Below are 16,741 nucleotides of genomic sequence, written 5' to 3' on the forward strand. Positions count from 1 at the left end.
TATAATTATAAATTATGTTTAATTTAAAATTGTAAATCAAAATTACTGCCTCTCCAAAAAACGTATCAGCGGCGTAATAAACCTGCCGAAATCTTCAATGTGCGGCAAATGCCCGATATCGTCCAGCTCCACCAGCTCGCTATTGGGAATCCTTGCTTTGGTTTGTTTGCCGAGCTCCGGATAATTTCCGAGCGTTTTCCGTACGTTTTCCGGCGCCAGGTTTTTTCCGACGGCACTGCGGTCGCGTTGGCCGATAATGAGTAGCGTAGGGGCCTTAATTTGCCCGAATTCGTAGCAGACGGGCTGCGTGTAGATCATGTCGTATGTCAATGCGCTGTTCCAGGCAATTCTCGGATAGTCTTTGCCAAGCGTCCAGCCCGCCAGCAGATTTACCCATTTGGTGTAGGAATCCTTCCATTTGCCGTCATAATAGCTGTTCAACTGGTAATTTTTGATGGAATTGAAATCGCTTTTTAATTCGCCCATATACCATTTGTCTACCGGTTGAAACGGAACTTTCTCCTTGTAGTCTTCCAGCCCGATCGGGTTTTCCAGGATGAGTTTCCCTACGGTTTCGGGGTACATCAACGTGAACCGGGTTGCCACCATACCGCCCATAGAATGTCCCAGGACCGCCACTTTGGTAACGCCCAGCTTGTCGAGGACCCTCTTGGTATTGGCAGCCAGGTCATGGAACGAATACTGGTAATGGGCCGGTTTGGTAGATTTCCCGAAGCCGATTTGATCGGGGATCACGACCCGGAAGCCTCTGTCGGCTAGTGCTCTGGCCGTTTCTTCCCAGTATGCTCCGTTGAAATTTTTCCCGTGCAGAAGCATGACCGTCTTCCCGTTCGCGCGCGCAGGGCGTACGTCCATGTACGCCATACGGAGCTTTTCACCTTGCGATTCGAATTCGAGGTAATCCACGGCGAAGGGATAGGTGTAGGCTTCCAGATTCATATCCAATGGCCGCAATGTGTCGCTTTGCGCGTTTGCGGCGGTGAAGGAGAGGAAAAACAGGCCAACGCCCAGGCTAAGTTTTTTCATAGGTTTCGAGCTTTAAAACAGAAAAGAGGATACCGTTCCCGCTATCCTCTCCTGTATTGAAAAATATATACCAACTAGATCTTAGTCGATCAGGCGGGCTTTCGTCGACAAATAGGCCGTCAATGTTGCCAACACACCTACGATCGCAAACGACCAGCGGAGGTTGGCAAACTGCGCAACGATGCCGATCAACGGCGGGCCGATCAGAAAGCCTATGAAGCTGATGGACGATACGGCGGCCAGGGCCATACCTGCCGACATTGTTTTCGAGCGGCCGGTTGCGCTATAAACCAGCGGAACAACCGATGAAACACCGAATCCAACCAGCAGAAAACCGAGCGTGGCCGGTACCAGGTATGGGAATGCAACCGAGATCGCCAGGCCGGTCCCCATTAATGTACCGCTCAATTGTAGCATTTTACGGCGTCCGAGGCGGTTGGCAAGCCAGTCGCCGGCAAACCTGCCGCCGGTCATCGTGCCCATAAACGCCACGTAGCCCAGTGTTGTCATGGACGCCGGAACGTGTACGGCCTCCTGGAAGTAAACGCCGCTCCAGTCGAACATCGCCCCTTCGCAAACCATCGCACAGAAGCCGATCAGGCCTAGGATCAGCAGATCGCGGTCGGGTTTGACAAACATCGGCTGCGCTTCGCCCGACTCTTTTTCGGTGTCGGGCATCGTGTGCTTGTAAGCGGTGAAAATAATGGCAAAAGCAACCAGGGCGATGATGATAAAATGAATATGAGGAGGGATATGTACAGAAATAAACAAGGAACCGATTGTCGCGCTCACAAAGCCCGCCAGGCTCCATAAACCGTGAAACGATGCCATAATGGACTTGCCGTAAACCTGCTCCACCGCCACGGCCTGGGTGTTAACGGCAATGTTGGTGAGATTGCCCCAGAGCCCGAAAGCGAATAATGCGATGACGAGCTGCTCGGTGCGGGTCACGAATCCGATGAATGTAAGTGTAATAGCATAAAGGATAGCGCCGATGAGCACCATTTTCTTGCTGCCATAATGCGTGACCATCCATCCGGAGATCGGCAGGCTCGCCATCAGGCCGAGCGGAAGCGCAAGAAGTACGGTTCCGAGGCCACCCTCGGTAAGGTGCAGCATGTTTTTGATATCCGGGATCCGGCTTGCCCATGCGGCAAAGCTGAGGCCCTGGACGAAGAAGAAAGCCGCGACGGCCCATCTTAAATATCGTCTCGAATCGGAAGGGGCGAAAATTGAATAATTCATAGTAACGGAAATTTAGCCGGCTAATGTGCCCGGTGTGTGGTTCGGTGTTGTTTTTATATAATTTTTTTAATTTTTCTCAAATTCGGTAAAATCGATCGGAAATTGCATTCTGGGCAGTCCTTCCAACTTGTTGCTGCAAAATTAACAGATATAGCTATGATTTTATTCAATAGAATTGTACTTTTTTGATGATATAAAAAAAGTATGTATTGTACTAAACCAAGATATCCTTCTTGGAACCGATTTTCCGGCCTATCTGAACGTGACGGCAGGAAAAATTGTAGGCAAAATGCCCTGCGTTTTTTAAATTCACCCATTCCGCAACCAACCAGAACAAGCCGATGCGCATTATTTTTACTACACTCCTCAGCATAGTCATATTGCAGGCCCGGTCGCAACCCGATACCCGGCTGGAAAAAATCCGGGCGACGTTACCGGTCATCGAGCGATTATATAAGGACTATGCGGAGAAGAACCATTTTCCGGGCCTGGCATTCGGGCTGGTGGTGGATGGCAAGCTGCTGTTGTCTGGCGGACAAGGTTTTACCGAGATCGCGACATCCACGAAGGCGACCCCGCAATCGCTTTTCCGCATTGCCTCCATGTCCAAGAGCGTGACCGCAATGGGCGTACTGGCGCTTAGACGAGCGGGAAAGTTGAAGCTCGACGACCCGGCGTACCTTTATATACCCGAACTGAAAAATATGCCATTACCTACCGGCGACGCCCCTGCGATCACGATCCGGCATTTGCTTACGCACATGGCCGGTTTTCCGGAAGACAACCCATGGGGTGACCGCCAGCTGGCTACCAGCGACAAGGAGCTGATCGCATTGATTTCCAAAGGCATATCTTTTTCCAATGTGCCGGGCGTGACTTATGAATACAGCAATCTGGGCTTCGCAATGCTGGGCAGGATCATCACGAATGTGTCGGGCAAGCCTTACCAGGAATACATTTATGAAACGATTTTCAAGCCGCTGGGGATGACCAGCACCATTTGGGAGTACACAAAGGCACCCAAACGGCTGCTTGCGCATGGTTACCGGCATGAGGATGGCATGTGGAAAGAGGAGAAACTGGAGCACGACGGCACTTATGGCGCCATGGGTGGGCTGATTACCTCTATCGAAGATTTCAGTAAATATGTAGCGTTCCACCTGTCGGCCTGGCCACCTTCTTCGGGTGCCGAGACGGGCCCGGTGCTGCGCAGCGATGTGCGGGAAATGCAAATGCCGTGGAATTTCAATAATCTCAACGCTTCGTACAGGTATCCCGGCGGACGCGCCTGTGCGATGGTTTCGGCTTACGGTTACGGGCTGCGGTGGAGCAGGGATTGCGAGGGCAGAACCGGCATAGGACATACCGGCGGCTTGCCGGGCTTTGGAAGTCAGTGGCAGATTTTACCCGAATACGGCATTGGCGTCATCGCGCACGCGAACCGCACGTATGCGGGTATGGCCGCGATCAACACCGCGGTGCTCGACACGGTAATCGCTCTGGCCGGGTTGAAGCCGTTGCCGGTAACGGTTTCAGCTATATTAAAGCAGCGGAAAGAACAGCTGGTAAAACTGCTCCCAACTTGGCAGGGTGCCGAGCAGAGCGGTATTTTTGCGGAAAATTTCTTTCCCGACCGTTCACTCCCGCACCGCCGTAAGGAGCTGGATGCATTGCTTTCGAAGGTTGGAAGCATTACCGGGTCGACCGATATGGTTGCGGAAAACCAGCTCAGAGGCACGTTCGATCTGCAGTGCACATCCGGTAGTATCAAAGTGTTTTTCACCCTCACGCCCGAAAATCCCGCATTGATTCAGCAGCTCGACTTTTCATTGGTCCGATAGACTACAAAAAAGTACCGGAGGGCATAGGGGGATCGAACAGGCCGGTTGTCTCGGTAGAAACAACAAGACAACTATGAAAAAGACGATTCTATCTTTTACTCTTATGTTCGTCCTGGCAAGCTGCGCCAGCGTTTTTGCACAGGAGAACGAAACTATTTTCCAAAACCGGGGCATATGGCGGTCGGGCGGTTATGCGGGCATTTCCAACAAATTCACGAAGATCGACGGGCGCTTTGCCAATATGCCGGAAATTTACGGCGGCTGGTTTATTAATCAGCGGTTTATGATTGGTCTGGAAGGTGCTGCGACCACCAATTTCATCCGCGTGCCCGAACTGGAACAGAATTTCCCGGCGAGGAAAATGAGCTATCTGTACGGTCAGTTCGGTTTGATGACCGAATATGTGATCGCATCGACGCGTAAGGTGCATTTTACGGCCAACCTGATGACCGGCAGCGGCTTCACACTGCAATACGATCGGCGGGATTTCGACGACTGGGAATGGGACGACCGCTACGACGATGACGATGCCAGATTCTTCTTCGTCATGGAACCGGGAGTGCAGGTGGAGTTCAATTTGCTTAAATGGATGCGGTTCAGCCCCGGCGTTTCTTACCGTAAGGCTTTCAATGCGAAAGGAAACGGCCTTACCGACAGCGATTTGAGCAATATTTCTTACAATGTGACGCTTAAATTCGGTCGGTTCTGACAGCAAGCGGAGAGATGCCGTTCAGTAACTTGTGTGGCATTTTTCCCCTTTTTTCCTGATCGGTCGCCACTTTCCGGCGCATTCGGGTAAGTTAGCATTCCGATAATCTTCATTCGAAGGCAATAGGAATGAAAATAATGGAGTTATAAAGGGATTGCACACTATTCGGGAACTTAAAACAATCGGGAAAATGCGTGTATCGGAATTAGGAGTGGTCGGGTTATTAATGCTCGTTTTTACAGTTGCCAGGGGCCAGAATGTCTACGACGTCATCGTGGCGGGCCGTACCATCGGATCTTTGAAAGTATTTGACGAAAAAAGCGGTGACGACAACGAAACGCACCGCATCGAATCGGATTTCAAGGTCATGTTCTACAAAGGGTCCTATTCGACGCAAACCAATTATGTACAGGGAAAGCTGGTTTCGGCTACCTGTGCGCATCACGTCAACGGCGATCTCAAAGAAAAAACGCTGACCAAAACCAGTTCGAAATCGCTTTACGAGGTTTTGTTTTCCGGAGAGGACGGAGCGGACAAGCCGAGCGTCGTCGTGAATAAGCCGATCAGCAGCACCATTACCAGCTTATATTACAGGGAGCCTGTCAATATCACGGAGGTTTATTCCGAACGGTATGGCAAGATGTGCCATATCCGCAAGCTGTCCGACGGCCGATATGGCGTAACGCTGCCCGACGGCAAGGAAGGGGTGTATTCCTACAAAAACGGCCTTTGCCGTGAGGTAAAGACCGATCTTGCAGGTTTTAAACTGAGAATAGTATTGAACGAGGGCAAAACAGCCCTCCGCTGACGGCCTAGATTTCCGCCTGCTTCACATTTTTTAAATCCGAATTATTTCGGATCTCCTCATTGGCGACTTTCACCAGAACGTCGCCTTCCTTCACATCGCCGAAAATTTCGGTCTTTTCGGTACTGCTGCTTCCCGTGGTAACCGGCACCCAGACGGCCTTGTTATCCACCACCTTGATCACGTACGTACCCTGTGTGGATTGGAGCACCGCCGACCTTGGAACCGTAAATGTGCCGGTACCACCGGACAACGGGATCGAAACTTCGGCGATCATACCGGGTAAAAGTTTTCTATCGGTGTTAATCACGTCCATTTCTGTGCGTTGAGAGCGCAGGCGGGCGTCAAGCGCGCCGGCCAGGCGCGTAACTTTCGCCGGGAAACGCTGGTTGGGAAGTGACTTTACTTTAAATGTAACCTGGCTCTGGTTTTTAAGATAGCTGGTATATTGCTCCGGTACACTTACCACCAGACGCAGTTTACGCTGTTCGACCAATGTAAAAAGCGGGAATTCCGAACCTTTTCCCGATGGGCCCACGTATGCGCCCGTGCTCACATTACGCGCCGAAATAATGCCGCTGAACGGTGCCCGTATTTCGAGGTAATTGCGGGTATCGGTGATTTCGCGTGCTGCCGAGCGAGCCGCTTCGAGCTGGGCGAGATCGGAGCGCTGCTTTGCCAGCGCCACATCCAGGTCGTTTTGCGAAACGGTGCCGGGCGTTTTGCTGGTTTCGAGCAGACGTTCGTAATTAGCTTTGCTGGCCTGGTAAATCGCTTCGAATGATTTCAACCGCGACTCGCTCGTCAAGAGCTGAGAAGTAAGTTCGGGCGCTTCCATCGTTGCCAACAGTTGTCCTTCGCGCACTTCGCTACCCACATCCACGTGGAGTTTTTTGACGAAGCTGCTCACTTTGGCGTAAATATCGACCTGCTGGAATGCGATCAGCTCTCCGGGAATCTGGATGTTCGATGCGAGCTGTTCCTTCCTGAGCGGGAATGCGTCGATCACCGCGGCACTTGTTTCCGCCGTTGCTTTTTTATTCTCTTCTTCTTCGGCCTGTGACGAACCGCAGCTTTGCAGGACCGCCGCTGCGCCTGCAACGAGGACGGTCATGGCGATTTGATGAATATGTCTCATAGTCGGATAGGTTCAATGTTAATTAACGGGTCATAGGAACATAATACTTGCTTTCTTCATCCTCGGGATCGAGGGAAACGCTTTGCGTAGACGCATTGCCTTGTCCCCACGCGAATACCAGCGGCAGGATGAACAACGCGGCGAACGTGGAGGCGATCAGCCCGCCGATTACCGCGCGGCCCAGTGGCGACGACTGGTCACCGGCTTCGCCGAGCCCGCTGGCCATCGGGATCATACCCACCACCATGGCAACGGCCGTCATAACAATAGGGCGGAGCCGCAGGCCGGCCGATTCTTTGGCCGCTTCGATGGCGTCGCCGCTGTGTTTGCGTAGCTGTTCGGCATTGGTAATCAAAAGTACCGCATTCGAAATCGATACCCCTACGGACATGATAATGCCCATGTAGCTTTGAAGGTTCAGCGTCGAGCCGGTCATCATCAGCAACGCCAGCGAGCCGAGGATAACGGCAGGCACCGTTGCGAGGACGATTGCCGACACTTTGAACGACTGGAAGTTCGCCGCCAGCATCAGAAATATCACCACGATAGCCACAATAAGACCATTCTGGAGACTGTCGAGGGTGTCGGTGAGTGTTTGGCTCAAACCAACCAGCTCGACTGTCAACCCACGGGGCAGCTCGCCCAGGGAGGCCAGTGCATTTCTTACGTCGGCCTGCGCTACACCCAGATCCTTGTTATTCAAATTGGCGGTCACAGAAAGGACTGGCATCGCGCCGAGGTTGTCGTTTTCGCCGTAAGTAGTATCGGGTGTGATGGTCGCGATATCGCCAAGCACAGGACGGTTGGCATTTTTGAGCAATGGTATCTCGTTGATTTCCTGAATACTATTCATTTTACTTTCAGGAATCTGGACCTGTACCGCGTAGCTGAAACCACCTTTTTCGTCGACCCAGATATTCTTGTCGGTGTAACGCGACGAGGACGTCGACGCGATCAGCGATCTGGATACGTCGTTCATGTCCACACCCAGCTGCGCCGCCCGTATGCGGTCCACTTCGATCCTGATCGCCGGATATTTGGTGGATTGCCCCAGCTGGATATCACGCAGATAGCTGATCTCTTTCAATTTGGCAATAACTTTCCGTGCATATTGCTCATTCAGTTTTTTGTCCCGCCCCGACATCCGCACTTCAATAGGAGTGGGTGAACCCTGGCTAAGGATTTTATCGGTGAGTTCGATGGGTTCAAAAGAGGTTGTCACGTCGGGCATTGCCTGTTTCAATTCTTTACGGATCTTTTCTTTCAATTCGTCCAGATTGGTATGAAACCCTTCGTGCAGGCCTACCTGTAAAACCGCCTCCTGAGGGCCCGCCATGAACAGATAAATGGGGCTCACGGAGAATAACCCGGGGTGCTGGCCGACGTACGCGGATGTTACCGATACATTATGCGGCCCCACGATTTTTTTGATTATATCGATCGTTTTCAGCGTCTTTTCCTCCGTGAGCTCCATACGGGTGCCGTCGGGAGCACGCAGGCGCACCTGAAACTGGCTGCCGTTTACTTTGGGTAAAACGTCCTTTCCGATATTGCTCAGCAAAAACGCAGCCAGGGCAGTGGTAATGATCAGATAGGCGGCCACAATGGGTTTACGAAACGGCATTGTCCGGTTAATAAAGCGCATAAAGCGGGCGCGGACACGCTCGAAGGCGCTTATTTTTCCGTCCTGATTTGCATCCGCGCGGTGGATCAACGCTTCCTTTTGGGCGTCCGGATTTTTACTGAGGCCCGATGCGGCAAATTCTTCGGCGTCGGTCATTTGCGAGCCGTCGGATTTTTGATGATGCTTCACTTTCATGATCCAGTTGGCCATAACAGGCACGAAGGTCTGTGCCAGAAAGTAGGAGACGATCATGCTGAAACCGATCGACAATGCCAGCGGCAGGAACAATGAACCCGGAATACCACCCATCGTGAATGCGGGAGCAAATACCGCGAGGATACAAAAGAGGATCAGCAACTTGGGAAATGCGATTTCCTTACAGGCGTCCCAAATGGCGAGGGCCTTCGGTTTGCCCATATCGAAATGCTGGTGAATATTCTCGATCGTCACGGTGCTTTCATCCACAAGGATACCGATTGCCAGGGCCAACCCGCTCAAGGTCATGATGTTGATCGTTTGCCCGAAAAGGTTCAGGAACAACACGCCGGAAATAATGGACGTAGGGATGGTCAGGATCACGATCAATGCACCGCGGGCGTCACCCAGGAAGAGGAGCACCATCAGCCCGGTCAGGATCGCCCCGATGGCACCTTCGGTGAGCAGGCTCTTGACGGAGTTCATGACATAGGTCGATTGATCGAACTCGTAGCTGACCCTGACGTCCTCCGGCAGTGTATTCTGAATGCGTGGGATGGCCTTTTTCAGGTTCTGGACCACTTCCCATGTGGAGGCGTCGGCACTTTTGGCAATACTTAAATACACCGAGCGCTTACCGTTGACCAACCCGTAACCGGTGGTAATATCGGCCCCGTCTTCCACGGTAGCGACGTCGCGAAGGTAGAGATTCTGCACGCCTCCTTTGAAAAGGGGAATATTTTCGAATTCCTTCACCGTGCGCACGGTCGTGTTGGTGGGGGTAATATAGTTCTTGTCGCCGATGCGCACATTCCCCGACGGAGCGGTCTGGTTGTTCACGCGCAATGCTTCCACCAGTTGATCGGGCGTGAGGTTGTGCGCGCGAAGCAGCTCGGGGTCGGCTTTTACCACGATCGTGCGGATGTTACCTCCAAACGGAGGGGCAGAAACGAGACCGGGAATGGAGGTAAATGTCGAACGCACATACACGTTGGCAAGGTCGAGCAATTCGTTATTGCTACGTTTTTCCGAGCTTAACACGAGCTGGCCCACCGGCAGCGTGGAAGCGTCGAAACGGATAATGAACGGCGGGTTGGAGCCCGGCGGGAAAATTGCCTGTGCGCGGTTGGTGAACGCGCTGAGTTCCGCGGAGGCCTGGGCCATATTGGTGCCGGGGTAGAAGTTCACCTTCATCAGGGTAAGGCCCTGGATGTTCTTCGTTTCAATGCTTTTGATCCCGTTAACGTAGAGGAGGATATTGATGTATTGCTTGGCGAAAAAGGTTTCCATCTGGTCGGGCGTGTATCCCCCGAACGGATGCGCGATGTACATCACCGGCAAATCGAGTTTCGGGAAAATATCGACTTTGATGTTCCGCACCGCATTGATACCGAAAAAGAATAAACCGGCCACTATCACCATGATAGTTATCGGCTTACGTAATGCAAAACGTATTAAATCCATGTTACGAAATTGTAAGTTGTAACGGTACTACTGTATTGATGAGCGATATTGTCGGACTTGGTCATTTAGTAGTCAGGTGTTGCCATTTATGGTCAGGTGCTGTCATTTATAGTCAGGTGTTGTCATGTATTGTCAGGTTCGGTTAGTGGCGGGATGTAATTATTGAGAGAAATAAAAACCGTTCGTTTCACGACACCGTTAATGACCGTTCCTGACAACACCTGACTACCTCTGACTACACGTGACAACGCTTTACTACACCTGACAACATCTGACTACACGTGACAACACCCGGCTATTCCCAGCCCCACAAGGTTCACTGATTCAGAAATATGCCCATGTCGCCTGCTGCCGCGGCTTTGAGGAGCAGGGCTTGCCATACGTTCGTCGCGGCGATGTCGCGGCTTGTCTCGGCGCGGTTCAGAACGTAGAGGGCTTGCGTCATGTCCACGATATTGCTAAGGCCATTTTTGTATAATACACTTTTCTGTAAATAAGCATCCGAAGCCGATTGTACCTGCACGGGCGCTTCACGGTAATTCGCCAACGCATTGCTGATCTTCGTTTCGGAAAGGATCAACTGGTTTTTCAACTGCTGGTCGGCGAGGTCGTATTCTTCCTTTAATGCATTGGAAACGAATTTCTGCGACATGACCTGCTGGCGGGTCCGCAAAATGCCGGTCATATTCCAGGTAGCGCCGATCCCGAGGAGGTAATTTGCCCTGACGGGCTTGATGCCTTCAAAATAATTTTGCGTGTAGGCCGTCTGGTCGCTTGCGTAGCTGGAAGAAAATCCCGCACCGCGCCCCTGGAATACCCCGAACAGCGAAAATGTGGGCATTGCAAGTGTGTGATAGTATTTGGCCTGCTGCTCACTGACGGCAATGCGGTTGGCATAGAATTTCAGTAACGGATGGTTTTCCGGCTTGCCGGCCGAATCGGCCACGGCACGCGGAATGCGGGTGAGGAGCAAAGTGTCGAGCTGGAAGCGCTGCTCCGTGACGCCCATCAACCTGGCCAGGTTATTGGCCTGTTCCTGCTCAAAATCGCGCGCCTGTATAATGCTGATCTTCGCGTTGGAAACCTCCGCATTGGCCAGCGACGAATCGACGCCGGGGATCAGGCCGTTTTTCACACGCGTAACCACCACTGTTTTCAATGCGTTGGCGCGTTCGAGGTTGTTTTCCCAGGAACGGATAAGACGTTGCGCTGCCAGCAGGTTCAGGTAGGCCGCTGCCACGCGGACACCGTGCTGGAACTGCTCCTGTTCCAGATCCGCCTGGTCGCGGTTCACGATCGACTGTGATACATTGATCCGTTCGCGCGCCCGGCCGAAGGCGAAGAAATCCCAGTTGATGTTCGTCAGGTACAGCGCCCCGAATGCGGAGTTCCAGTTTTGCTTCGGCAGAGGCAGGCCCGAGGAAGCTACGGAAAGGCCAAGGCCATAAAGCGGACCGTTCTGGCCGTTCACGGTGCCGTAATCCTGCTGGGCCGAGAGGTTGAAATTGGGCAGATAGTCTTTCTTGCTTTGAAGGACCGTCGCTTTGGAAGCGCTGAGATAGTTGTTCTTGGCTTTGATGCTGCCATAATTGCTGACAGCCGTTTCGATGGCTTGTTGTAATGTAAGCGTTTGGGCACTCAGTTTTTCACCGGCTCCGACCAGCGAGAGGGTCAGCAACAGGGAGGGGAAATACTTCTTCGATGTCATTTGCATTCAGAATTATATGGCAACTGAACCGGGGCGAGTGTGTGGGATCAAAGTGGTTTGCCAGGCCCGTCGAATTGCTTCGCAAAGGTAAAGCGGGGACTTTTGGCAATGTTTATTACTTTCAAACAATATCTTATAAAATTCAAACATCACTGGCGTTCACGAACGCGGTACGATTTGGGGGTAACGCCAATCTGCTTCTTGAAAAGGTTATTGAAGTAAGCGGGATATTCGAAACCAAGGCAGAATGCGATCTCGGCGATGCTCCAGTTGGAATGCCGGAGCATTACCTTGGACTGCGCCAGCACGCGGTCGACAATATGTTCGGTGGTAGTTTTTCCGGTGATTTCTTTCAGGGCCCGGTTGAGGTGATTCACGTGGACGCCCAGCCTGCCGGCATAATCCCTCGCGGTTTTCAGTTTGAGTTTGTGTTCCGGGGATTCTATTGGAAACTGGCGTTCGAGCAGTTCATGGAATAGCGACGACAGTCTGGCCGAGCCGTTGACGTGCAGGTCGCCAGCGCCGGATGGCTGCATTTTCATCGCCTCGTGCGCGAGCACGTTCACGTAGTTGCGCATGAGGTCGTACTTGTGCACGTAGTTCGACTCGATGTCGGCCTGCATTTTCCCAAAAATGCTGAGCAGGTATTCTTGCTGTTCTTCATCGATAAAATACACCGGAATAGCGTCGCTGCGCAGGATAGGGCAGTCGGTCATCGTCTCCGAACGGTTGATCGTGCTCAGGAACTGGTCGGTAAACAGACAGAAGTAGCCCGACTGCTCTTCCGACAGCGCCTGCCACGAATAGGGAACGTTGCGGTTGAAGAAAACCAGTGCGTTGCGGTTGATTTCCACCTCCTGGTCGCCGTAGGTAATCTTTCCTTTACCGAGGATCAATGAAATCTTGTAAAAGTCCCGTCGCGCGTAAGAAGTGTACTTGTTGCAGAATACCCGGGAGAACACATTGAAGTGACCTTCGTCCCCGGTCGTTTTGTCCGGACCTTTCAGTCCTTTCGCAGCGGGGTGCGTCTGGTAGAAATGTGCTACAGTCTCATTGGGTATCATGAGCTGAAATTATGAAATTCAAATATTGGCTACAAAGCAGAAGGGTTAAAAATTAATTAAATGGGCGTGGGACTTGGTATCGTTATGAATTTTCCCGGTTAAACCATTTTTTTTGAGTTTTTGGAATACCGGAATAGCGCTACGAATCCGGCGTTTTGTCCGGCGGGCCCGAATGTGGATATGGGAGCATCGGGCCGGTTTTCATGGCCGGCAACAAAAAACGCCGGCCTGTTGGGGCCGGCGTCGTATGCACTTATAACTGGTTTAATCCCTCGTCGGATAAACTTTGTCGGGCGTATTATAGTAATCGGCCATTTGCGCGGTGTCCTTTTTGAGCGCGGGCGCCTGGGTTTTGTAGTTACGCGGCGAGGTCAGCGGGTTGATTTCCACTCCTTCCGGCTTGTACTCGCGCGTCACAACCAGCGTCGCAGGGCGCGGCGCATATTTCGGCGTCGTGCTGACGGTCCCTTGCTGGTATTTGCCGAACCGCTCGACGGTCCTGAGGTTCGCGACGCGGATCGTGTTCTGATCCTTGCCGGCCGCTTTTGCCTGTGCGGCCTTGTTCGGATGTTTGTAGTTATAGACAGAAATTCCGGGGTCGACGATCGACTGCGCACGGGCAGCGATGGTGAACAATCCGGTCATTAATATGGCGATTAAGAATGTGGCTTTTTTCATGTTGATACCCTTTAATTTTCACTGATTGCCCCTTTTCTCAGGAGGGGGCAGGTTGAAAATAGCAACAGAAAAAACCAATTTCAAATGCTCTAATAAGTGTGAAAATCGCTATTTCACGCGGGTAGGTTGTATTTTTACAATAGTTTGATGCGAAAATGTTGGAAATCCGAAAACCGGGTTTCATGCAAAAGTGATTTCGGGTAAAAAAATACACTGGACGGGAAAATAGCTTTAAATGCGATCACCCAAAAAATCGCGGAAAAAATTCAGATTTTAATGGGTTTCTAATCAGTTTCTAATGATTCCTGGGTGAAGAGTCACCGGAGCAGCGCCTGGGTCGAGGTCTGGACGCCTTTACAGATCCGCTCCATCGGGAGATCATTGCTGTCCTCGCCAAACGGGTCCTCGATTTCCTCGGCGATCACTTCGAGGCTTGCCAGGATGTAAAACACGAACATCACGAACGGGACCACCAGGAAATGCAGGCTGAACACGTAGCCGATCGGCAATGTAAGGCAATAAATAAAGATGAATTTTTTTATAAAAGAGCTGTATGACAGCGGGATAGGGGTATTCTTGATGCGTTCGCAAGCCCCGCAGATGTTTGTAAAACCTTCGAGCTCGTGGTTCAGAATAAGGGTGTGTTCCGGAAGCAGCGCGCCTTTTCGTTGCAGCTCTATCACTTTTGCAAACAACGCGGCGGCGATCTGATTGGGAATATGATCGCTCGTGATCAATGACGACTTCCCGTAAAGCGCCGCATCCTCGAATTCGTCGGAAATGTAACGGCTGCGCAAATGGTTTTTCAACGCGAATGCATAGTTCGGGATCATCTTCGCGAAAAATTCACGTTCCGCCGCATATTCCGGCCCGATGAGTCCGGCGAGCTTCAATGCCAGGTTGCGGCTGCCGTTCATCAGAGAGCCCCACTGCTTGCGCCCTTCCCACCAGCGGTCGTAGGCGGTGTTGGTGCGGAAAACGAGCAGCATCGAGATCACAAAGCCCAGCAGCGAGTGCATCAGCGAGATGTTTTTCAGGTCGTGGTTCTCGTTGATCTTATAATGTACGATAATAAGGTACGCAATAACGCTCGAATATACGGCCATTGTGAGGATCATCGGCGCCAGCTTGCGCACGGTGTCCGCCTTCTGGAAATAGAAAATGTAACGGAACCACTCCTTGGGGTTGTAATCGATCATACAAGCTTGACCTGGTCGATGAGTTTAAAAAATTCTTTAAAGCATTTGGCCGTCAGGCGTGCATCTTCCAGGGCATTGTGCGTTTCTTCCTCCCGTTCGAATCCGAAATAGCTGGCTACGGAGCCGAGGCTCAGCGAACGTGGTACCTGTTTGCCGTTCTTTTCGAGGATTTGGAAAAATAAATAGGAGACGGTATGGAGGTCGAGCATTTTGTTGGAAAAACCCCATTTCATTTTCTCGTTGCGGTAGGCATACCGTAGGAAATTGATGTCGTTGATCACGCTCTGGCCACAAATCACCACGTTGGCGAGGCTCGGTTTGCCGACATTGAGCTTCCTGATCCATTTTTCGAATTCGGGCAGCACGTCGTAGATCATCGGCGCATCTTCCAGGTCGTCCAGCGAAAGTCCGTGCACCTCTTCCGATTTCACTGAAAACGCCTCCTCGTTCTCCGGGTAAACATTTTGCAGGTAGGTACCGAGCGACCGCCAGTTGTCGTCGAAAAACTCCGCGCCGATCTGGATAATCTCGTTCCAGCCAGGCTCGGGCCCGGTCATTTCGATATCTAATACAAGGAAGGACATAGGATGGCTTTCGGGGCTATTGGAAAAATGGTCATAATTTGGAAACTCAAACTTATAGTTTTATGTACAAAATTATGCAATCATTGCATGCAAGAAGATTCTACAAACACTCATTTATAGCAAATGGCTATCGATTTTAATGAAATTCCGTCCCCGTGTTTCATATTGGAGGAAGAGCTGCTCCGTAAAAACCTGGAACTGATCGACTCGGTGCAGAAAGCGGCGGGATGCCAGATTATCCTCGCGCTCAAAGGGTTTTCCATGTACAGCGCGTTCCCCATTGTGAAAGAATACCTTTCGGGGGCTACTGCGAGCTCGCTAAACGAGGTGAAACTGATCAACGACTTTATGGGCTACAAGTCGCACACCTACATGCCCGCGTACCTCGATAGCGAGTTCGGCGAGATCATGCAGCGCAGCAGCCACATCACATTCAATTCGTTGAGCCAGTGGGAACGGTTTCGGGAAAGGGTGGAGGCCTACAAGGCGGCGAATCCGGGGAAGATATTATCCTGCGGCATTCGCGTAAATCCGCAATATTCGGAGGTAGCTACCGACATGTATAATCCATGCGTGCCCGGCTCGCGCCTGGGCGTCACGCGTGACAAGCTGCCCGGCGAGCTTCCCGCAGGCATTGACGGCATTCACTTTCATACGCTGTGCGAGAATGGCTCGGATACTCTGGAGCGTACGCTCAATGCATTGGAAGAGCGGTTCGGTGATTTGCTTCGTCAGGCCAAATGGCTGAACATGGGAGGCGGGCACCTCATGACAAGAGAAGGATATGATATTAGTAAACTAATTTATTTAGTTAGTACTATAAAGGAAAAATACAATCTGGAAGTAATCCTTGAACCGGGTTCGGCCATTGCTTGGCGGACAGGCATCCTGTACACCACGGTACTCGACGTACTGGATAGCCAGGGCATCGACGTCGCGATTCTCGACACCTCGTTCGCGGCGCATATGCCCGACACCCTGGAGATGCCCTATAAGCCGGTTATCCGCGGCGCGTACCACGATCCCGAACCCGGAAAACCCACTTACAGGATGGGCGGGATGACCTGCCTCGCAGGCGATTACATGGGCGATTATTCGTTCGACAGGCCGCTGGAAGTTGGTGATAAAATTATATTTGAGGATATGATCCACTACACCATGGTAAAGACTACCACATTTAACGGCGTTAATTTGCCTTCCATTGGCATATGGAGAACAGACCAAAAATTCCAGCTTATTCGCTCCTACGGATACGAAAGTTTCAAGGACAGGTTATCATAGTAAGTGTAAACGGGTTGATGTGTGATGGTTACTTGTGGCTTGAAGCGGTTCGCGGAAAAGTTCTAAATAATTTTGAATGATTGAATGACTGAATGACCGAATGACCGAATGACTGAACTGAGTAGTTGGAAAAAATATTCAATCATTCAATCATTCACT

At 51.5% G+C, this 16,741-nt stretch carries 13 protein-coding genes; 4 read left to right on the forward strand and 9 right to left on the reverse strand.

The window, feature by feature from the left end:
- Positions 1-42 precede the first annotated feature (42 nt).
- Both ABV298_RS28895 and ABV298_RS28900 read right to left on the reverse strand, forming a co-directional pair.
- Positions 43-1,047 carry an alpha/beta hydrolase gene (locus ABV298_RS28895; RefSeq protein WP_353719599.1) on the reverse strand — a complete coding sequence of 335 codons (1,005 nt, stop codon included), beginning with the start codon at positions 1,045-1,047 and terminating at the stop codon, positions 43-45.
- A gap of 81 nt (positions 1,048-1,128) precedes the next feature.
- The gene (locus ABV298_RS28900; protein WP_353719600.1) at positions 1,129-2,292 is read right to left on the reverse strand and encodes an MFS transporter; all 1,164 of its coding nucleotides are present in this window, start codon (positions 2,290-2,292) and stop codon (positions 1,129-1,131) included.
- Positions 2,293-2,633: 341 nt separating this feature from the next.
- Between ABV298_RS28900 and ABV298_RS28905 the strand changes: the two genes are divergently transcribed.
- The 3 genes from ABV298_RS28905 to ABV298_RS28915 all read left to right on the forward strand — a co-directional run bounded on the left by ABV298_RS28905 (position 2,634) and on the right by ABV298_RS28915 (position 5,650).
- Positions 2,634-4,133 carry a serine hydrolase domain-containing protein gene (locus ABV298_RS28905; protein WP_353719601.1) on the forward strand — a complete coding sequence of 500 codons (1,500 nt, stop codon included), beginning with the start codon at positions 2,634-2,636 and terminating at the stop codon, positions 4,131-4,133.
- Positions 4,134-4,206: 73 nt separating this feature from the next.
- Positions 4,207-4,842 carry a hypothetical protein gene (locus tag ABV298_RS28910; RefSeq protein ID WP_353719602.1) on the forward strand — a complete coding sequence of 212 codons (636 nt, stop codon included), beginning with the start codon at positions 4,207-4,209 and terminating at the stop codon, positions 4,840-4,842.
- Between the two features lie 190 nt (positions 4,843-5,032).
- A complete protein-coding gene (locus ABV298_RS28915; protein WP_353719603.1) occupies positions 5,033-5,650 on the forward strand; it encodes a DUF6134 family protein in 618 nt (205 codons plus the stop codon).
- Positions 5,651-5,654: 4 nt separating this feature from the next.
- Here ABV298_RS28915 and ABV298_RS28920 read toward each other — a convergent pair whose 3' ends face one another.
- The 7 genes from ABV298_RS28920 to ABV298_RS28950 form a co-directional block, all read right to left on the reverse strand.
- The gene (locus tag ABV298_RS28920; protein ID WP_353719604.1) at positions 5,655-6,785 is read right to left on the reverse strand and encodes an efflux RND transporter periplasmic adaptor subunit; all 1,131 of its coding nucleotides are present in this window, start codon (positions 6,783-6,785) and stop codon (positions 5,655-5,657) included.
- Between the two features lie 22 nt (positions 6,786-6,807).
- Positions 6,808-10,068, reverse strand: a complete 3,261-nt coding sequence (locus tag ABV298_RS28925; protein ID WP_353719605.1) for an efflux RND transporter permease subunit — start codon at positions 10,066-10,068, stop codon at positions 6,808-6,810.
- Between the two features lie 316 nt (positions 10,069-10,384).
- Positions 10,385-11,776 carry a TolC family protein gene (locus ABV298_RS28930; protein ID WP_353719606.1) on the reverse strand — a complete coding sequence of 464 codons (1,392 nt, stop codon included), beginning with the start codon at positions 11,774-11,776 and terminating at the stop codon, positions 10,385-10,387.
- A 149-nt stretch (positions 11,777-11,925) separates the two neighbouring features.
- Positions 11,926-12,840, reverse strand: a complete 915-nt coding sequence (locus ABV298_RS28935) for a helix-turn-helix transcriptional regulator (RefSeq protein ID WP_353719607.1) — start codon at positions 12,838-12,840, stop codon at positions 11,926-11,928.
- 264 nt (positions 12,841-13,104) lie between these two features.
- Complete coding sequence (locus ABV298_RS28940) at positions 13,105-13,518, reverse strand: hypothetical protein (protein ID WP_353719608.1); 414 nt, start codon at positions 13,516-13,518, stop codon at positions 13,105-13,107.
- A 317-nt stretch (positions 13,519-13,835) separates the two neighbouring features.
- Positions 13,836-14,717: a bestrophin family protein gene (locus tag ABV298_RS28945; protein ID WP_353719609.1), complete on the reverse strand. Its 882-nt coding sequence runs from the start codon at positions 14,715-14,717 to the stop codon at positions 13,836-13,838.
- Entirely contained in the window at positions 14,714-15,301 is a 588-nt protein-coding gene (locus tag ABV298_RS28950) for a 3'-5' exonuclease (protein ID WP_353719610.1), read from the reverse strand. Before ABV298_RS28950 ends, ABV298_RS28945 begins: the two co-directional genes overlap by 4 nt.
- Positions 15,302-15,424: 123 nt before the next feature.
- Here ABV298_RS28950 and nspC point away from each other — a divergent pair, with 123 nt between their 5' ends.
- Positions 15,425-16,582 (forward strand): carboxynorspermidine decarboxylase, encoded by a 1,158-nt coding sequence (nspC, locus tag ABV298_RS28955; protein WP_353719611.1) that lies wholly within the window; start codon positions 15,425-15,427, stop codon positions 16,580-16,582.
- Positions 16,583-16,741 lie beyond the last annotated feature (159 nt).

Origin of the sequence: Dyadobacter sp. 676 (assembly GCF_040448675.1) — a bacterium.
In the GTDB taxonomy this organism is placed as follows: domain Bacteria; phylum Bacteroidota; class Bacteroidia; order Cytophagales; family Spirosomataceae; genus Dyadobacter.

Excerpts from the sequence above, each read along its gene's own strand:
- ABV298_RS28895 (WP_353719599.1), bottom strand. The coding sequence starts at position 1,047 with ATGAAAAAACTTAGCCTGGGCGTTGGCCTGTTTTTCCTCTCCTTCACC.
- ABV298_RS28900 (WP_353719600.1), bottom strand. The coding sequence starts at position 2,292 with ATGAATTATTCAATTTTCGCCCCTTCCGATTCGAGACGATATTTAAGA.
- ABV298_RS28905 (WP_353719601.1), top strand. The coding sequence starts at position 2,634 with ATGCGCATTATTTTTACTACACTCCTCAGCATAGTCATATTGCAGGCC.
- ABV298_RS28910 (WP_353719602.1), top strand. The coding sequence starts at position 4,207 with ATGAAAAAGACGATTCTATCTTTTACTCTTATGTTCGTCCTGGCAAGC.
- ABV298_RS28915 (WP_353719603.1), top strand. The coding sequence starts at position 5,033 with ATGCGTGTATCGGAATTAGGAGTGGTCGGGTTATTAATGCTCGTTTTT.
- ABV298_RS28920 (WP_353719604.1), bottom strand. The coding sequence starts at position 6,785 with ATGAGACATATTCATCAAATCGCCATGACCGTCCTCGTTGCAGGCGCA.
- ABV298_RS28925 (WP_353719605.1), bottom strand. The coding sequence starts at position 10,068 with ATGGATTTAATACGTTTTGCATTACGTAAGCCGATAACTATCATGGTG.
- ABV298_RS28930 (WP_353719606.1), bottom strand. The coding sequence starts at position 11,776 with ATGACATCGAAGAAGTATTTCCCCTCCCTGTTGCTGACCCTCTCGCTG.
- ABV298_RS28935 (WP_353719607.1), bottom strand. The coding sequence starts at position 12,840 with ATGATACCCAATGAGACTGTAGCACATTTCTACCAGACGCACCCCGCT.
- ABV298_RS28940 (WP_353719608.1), bottom strand. The coding sequence starts at position 13,518 with ATGAAAAAAGCCACATTCTTAATCGCCATATTAATGACCGGATTGTTC.
- ABV298_RS28945 (WP_353719609.1), bottom strand. The coding sequence starts at position 14,717 with ATGATCGATTACAACCCCAAGGAGTGGTTCCGTTACATTTTCTATTTC.
- ABV298_RS28950 (WP_353719610.1), bottom strand. The coding sequence starts at position 15,301 with ATGTCCTTCCTTGTATTAGATATCGAAATGACCGGGCCCGAGCCTGGC.
- nspC (WP_353719611.1), top strand. The coding sequence starts at position 15,425 with ATGGCTATCGATTTTAATGAAATTCCGTCCCCGTGTTTCATATTGGAG.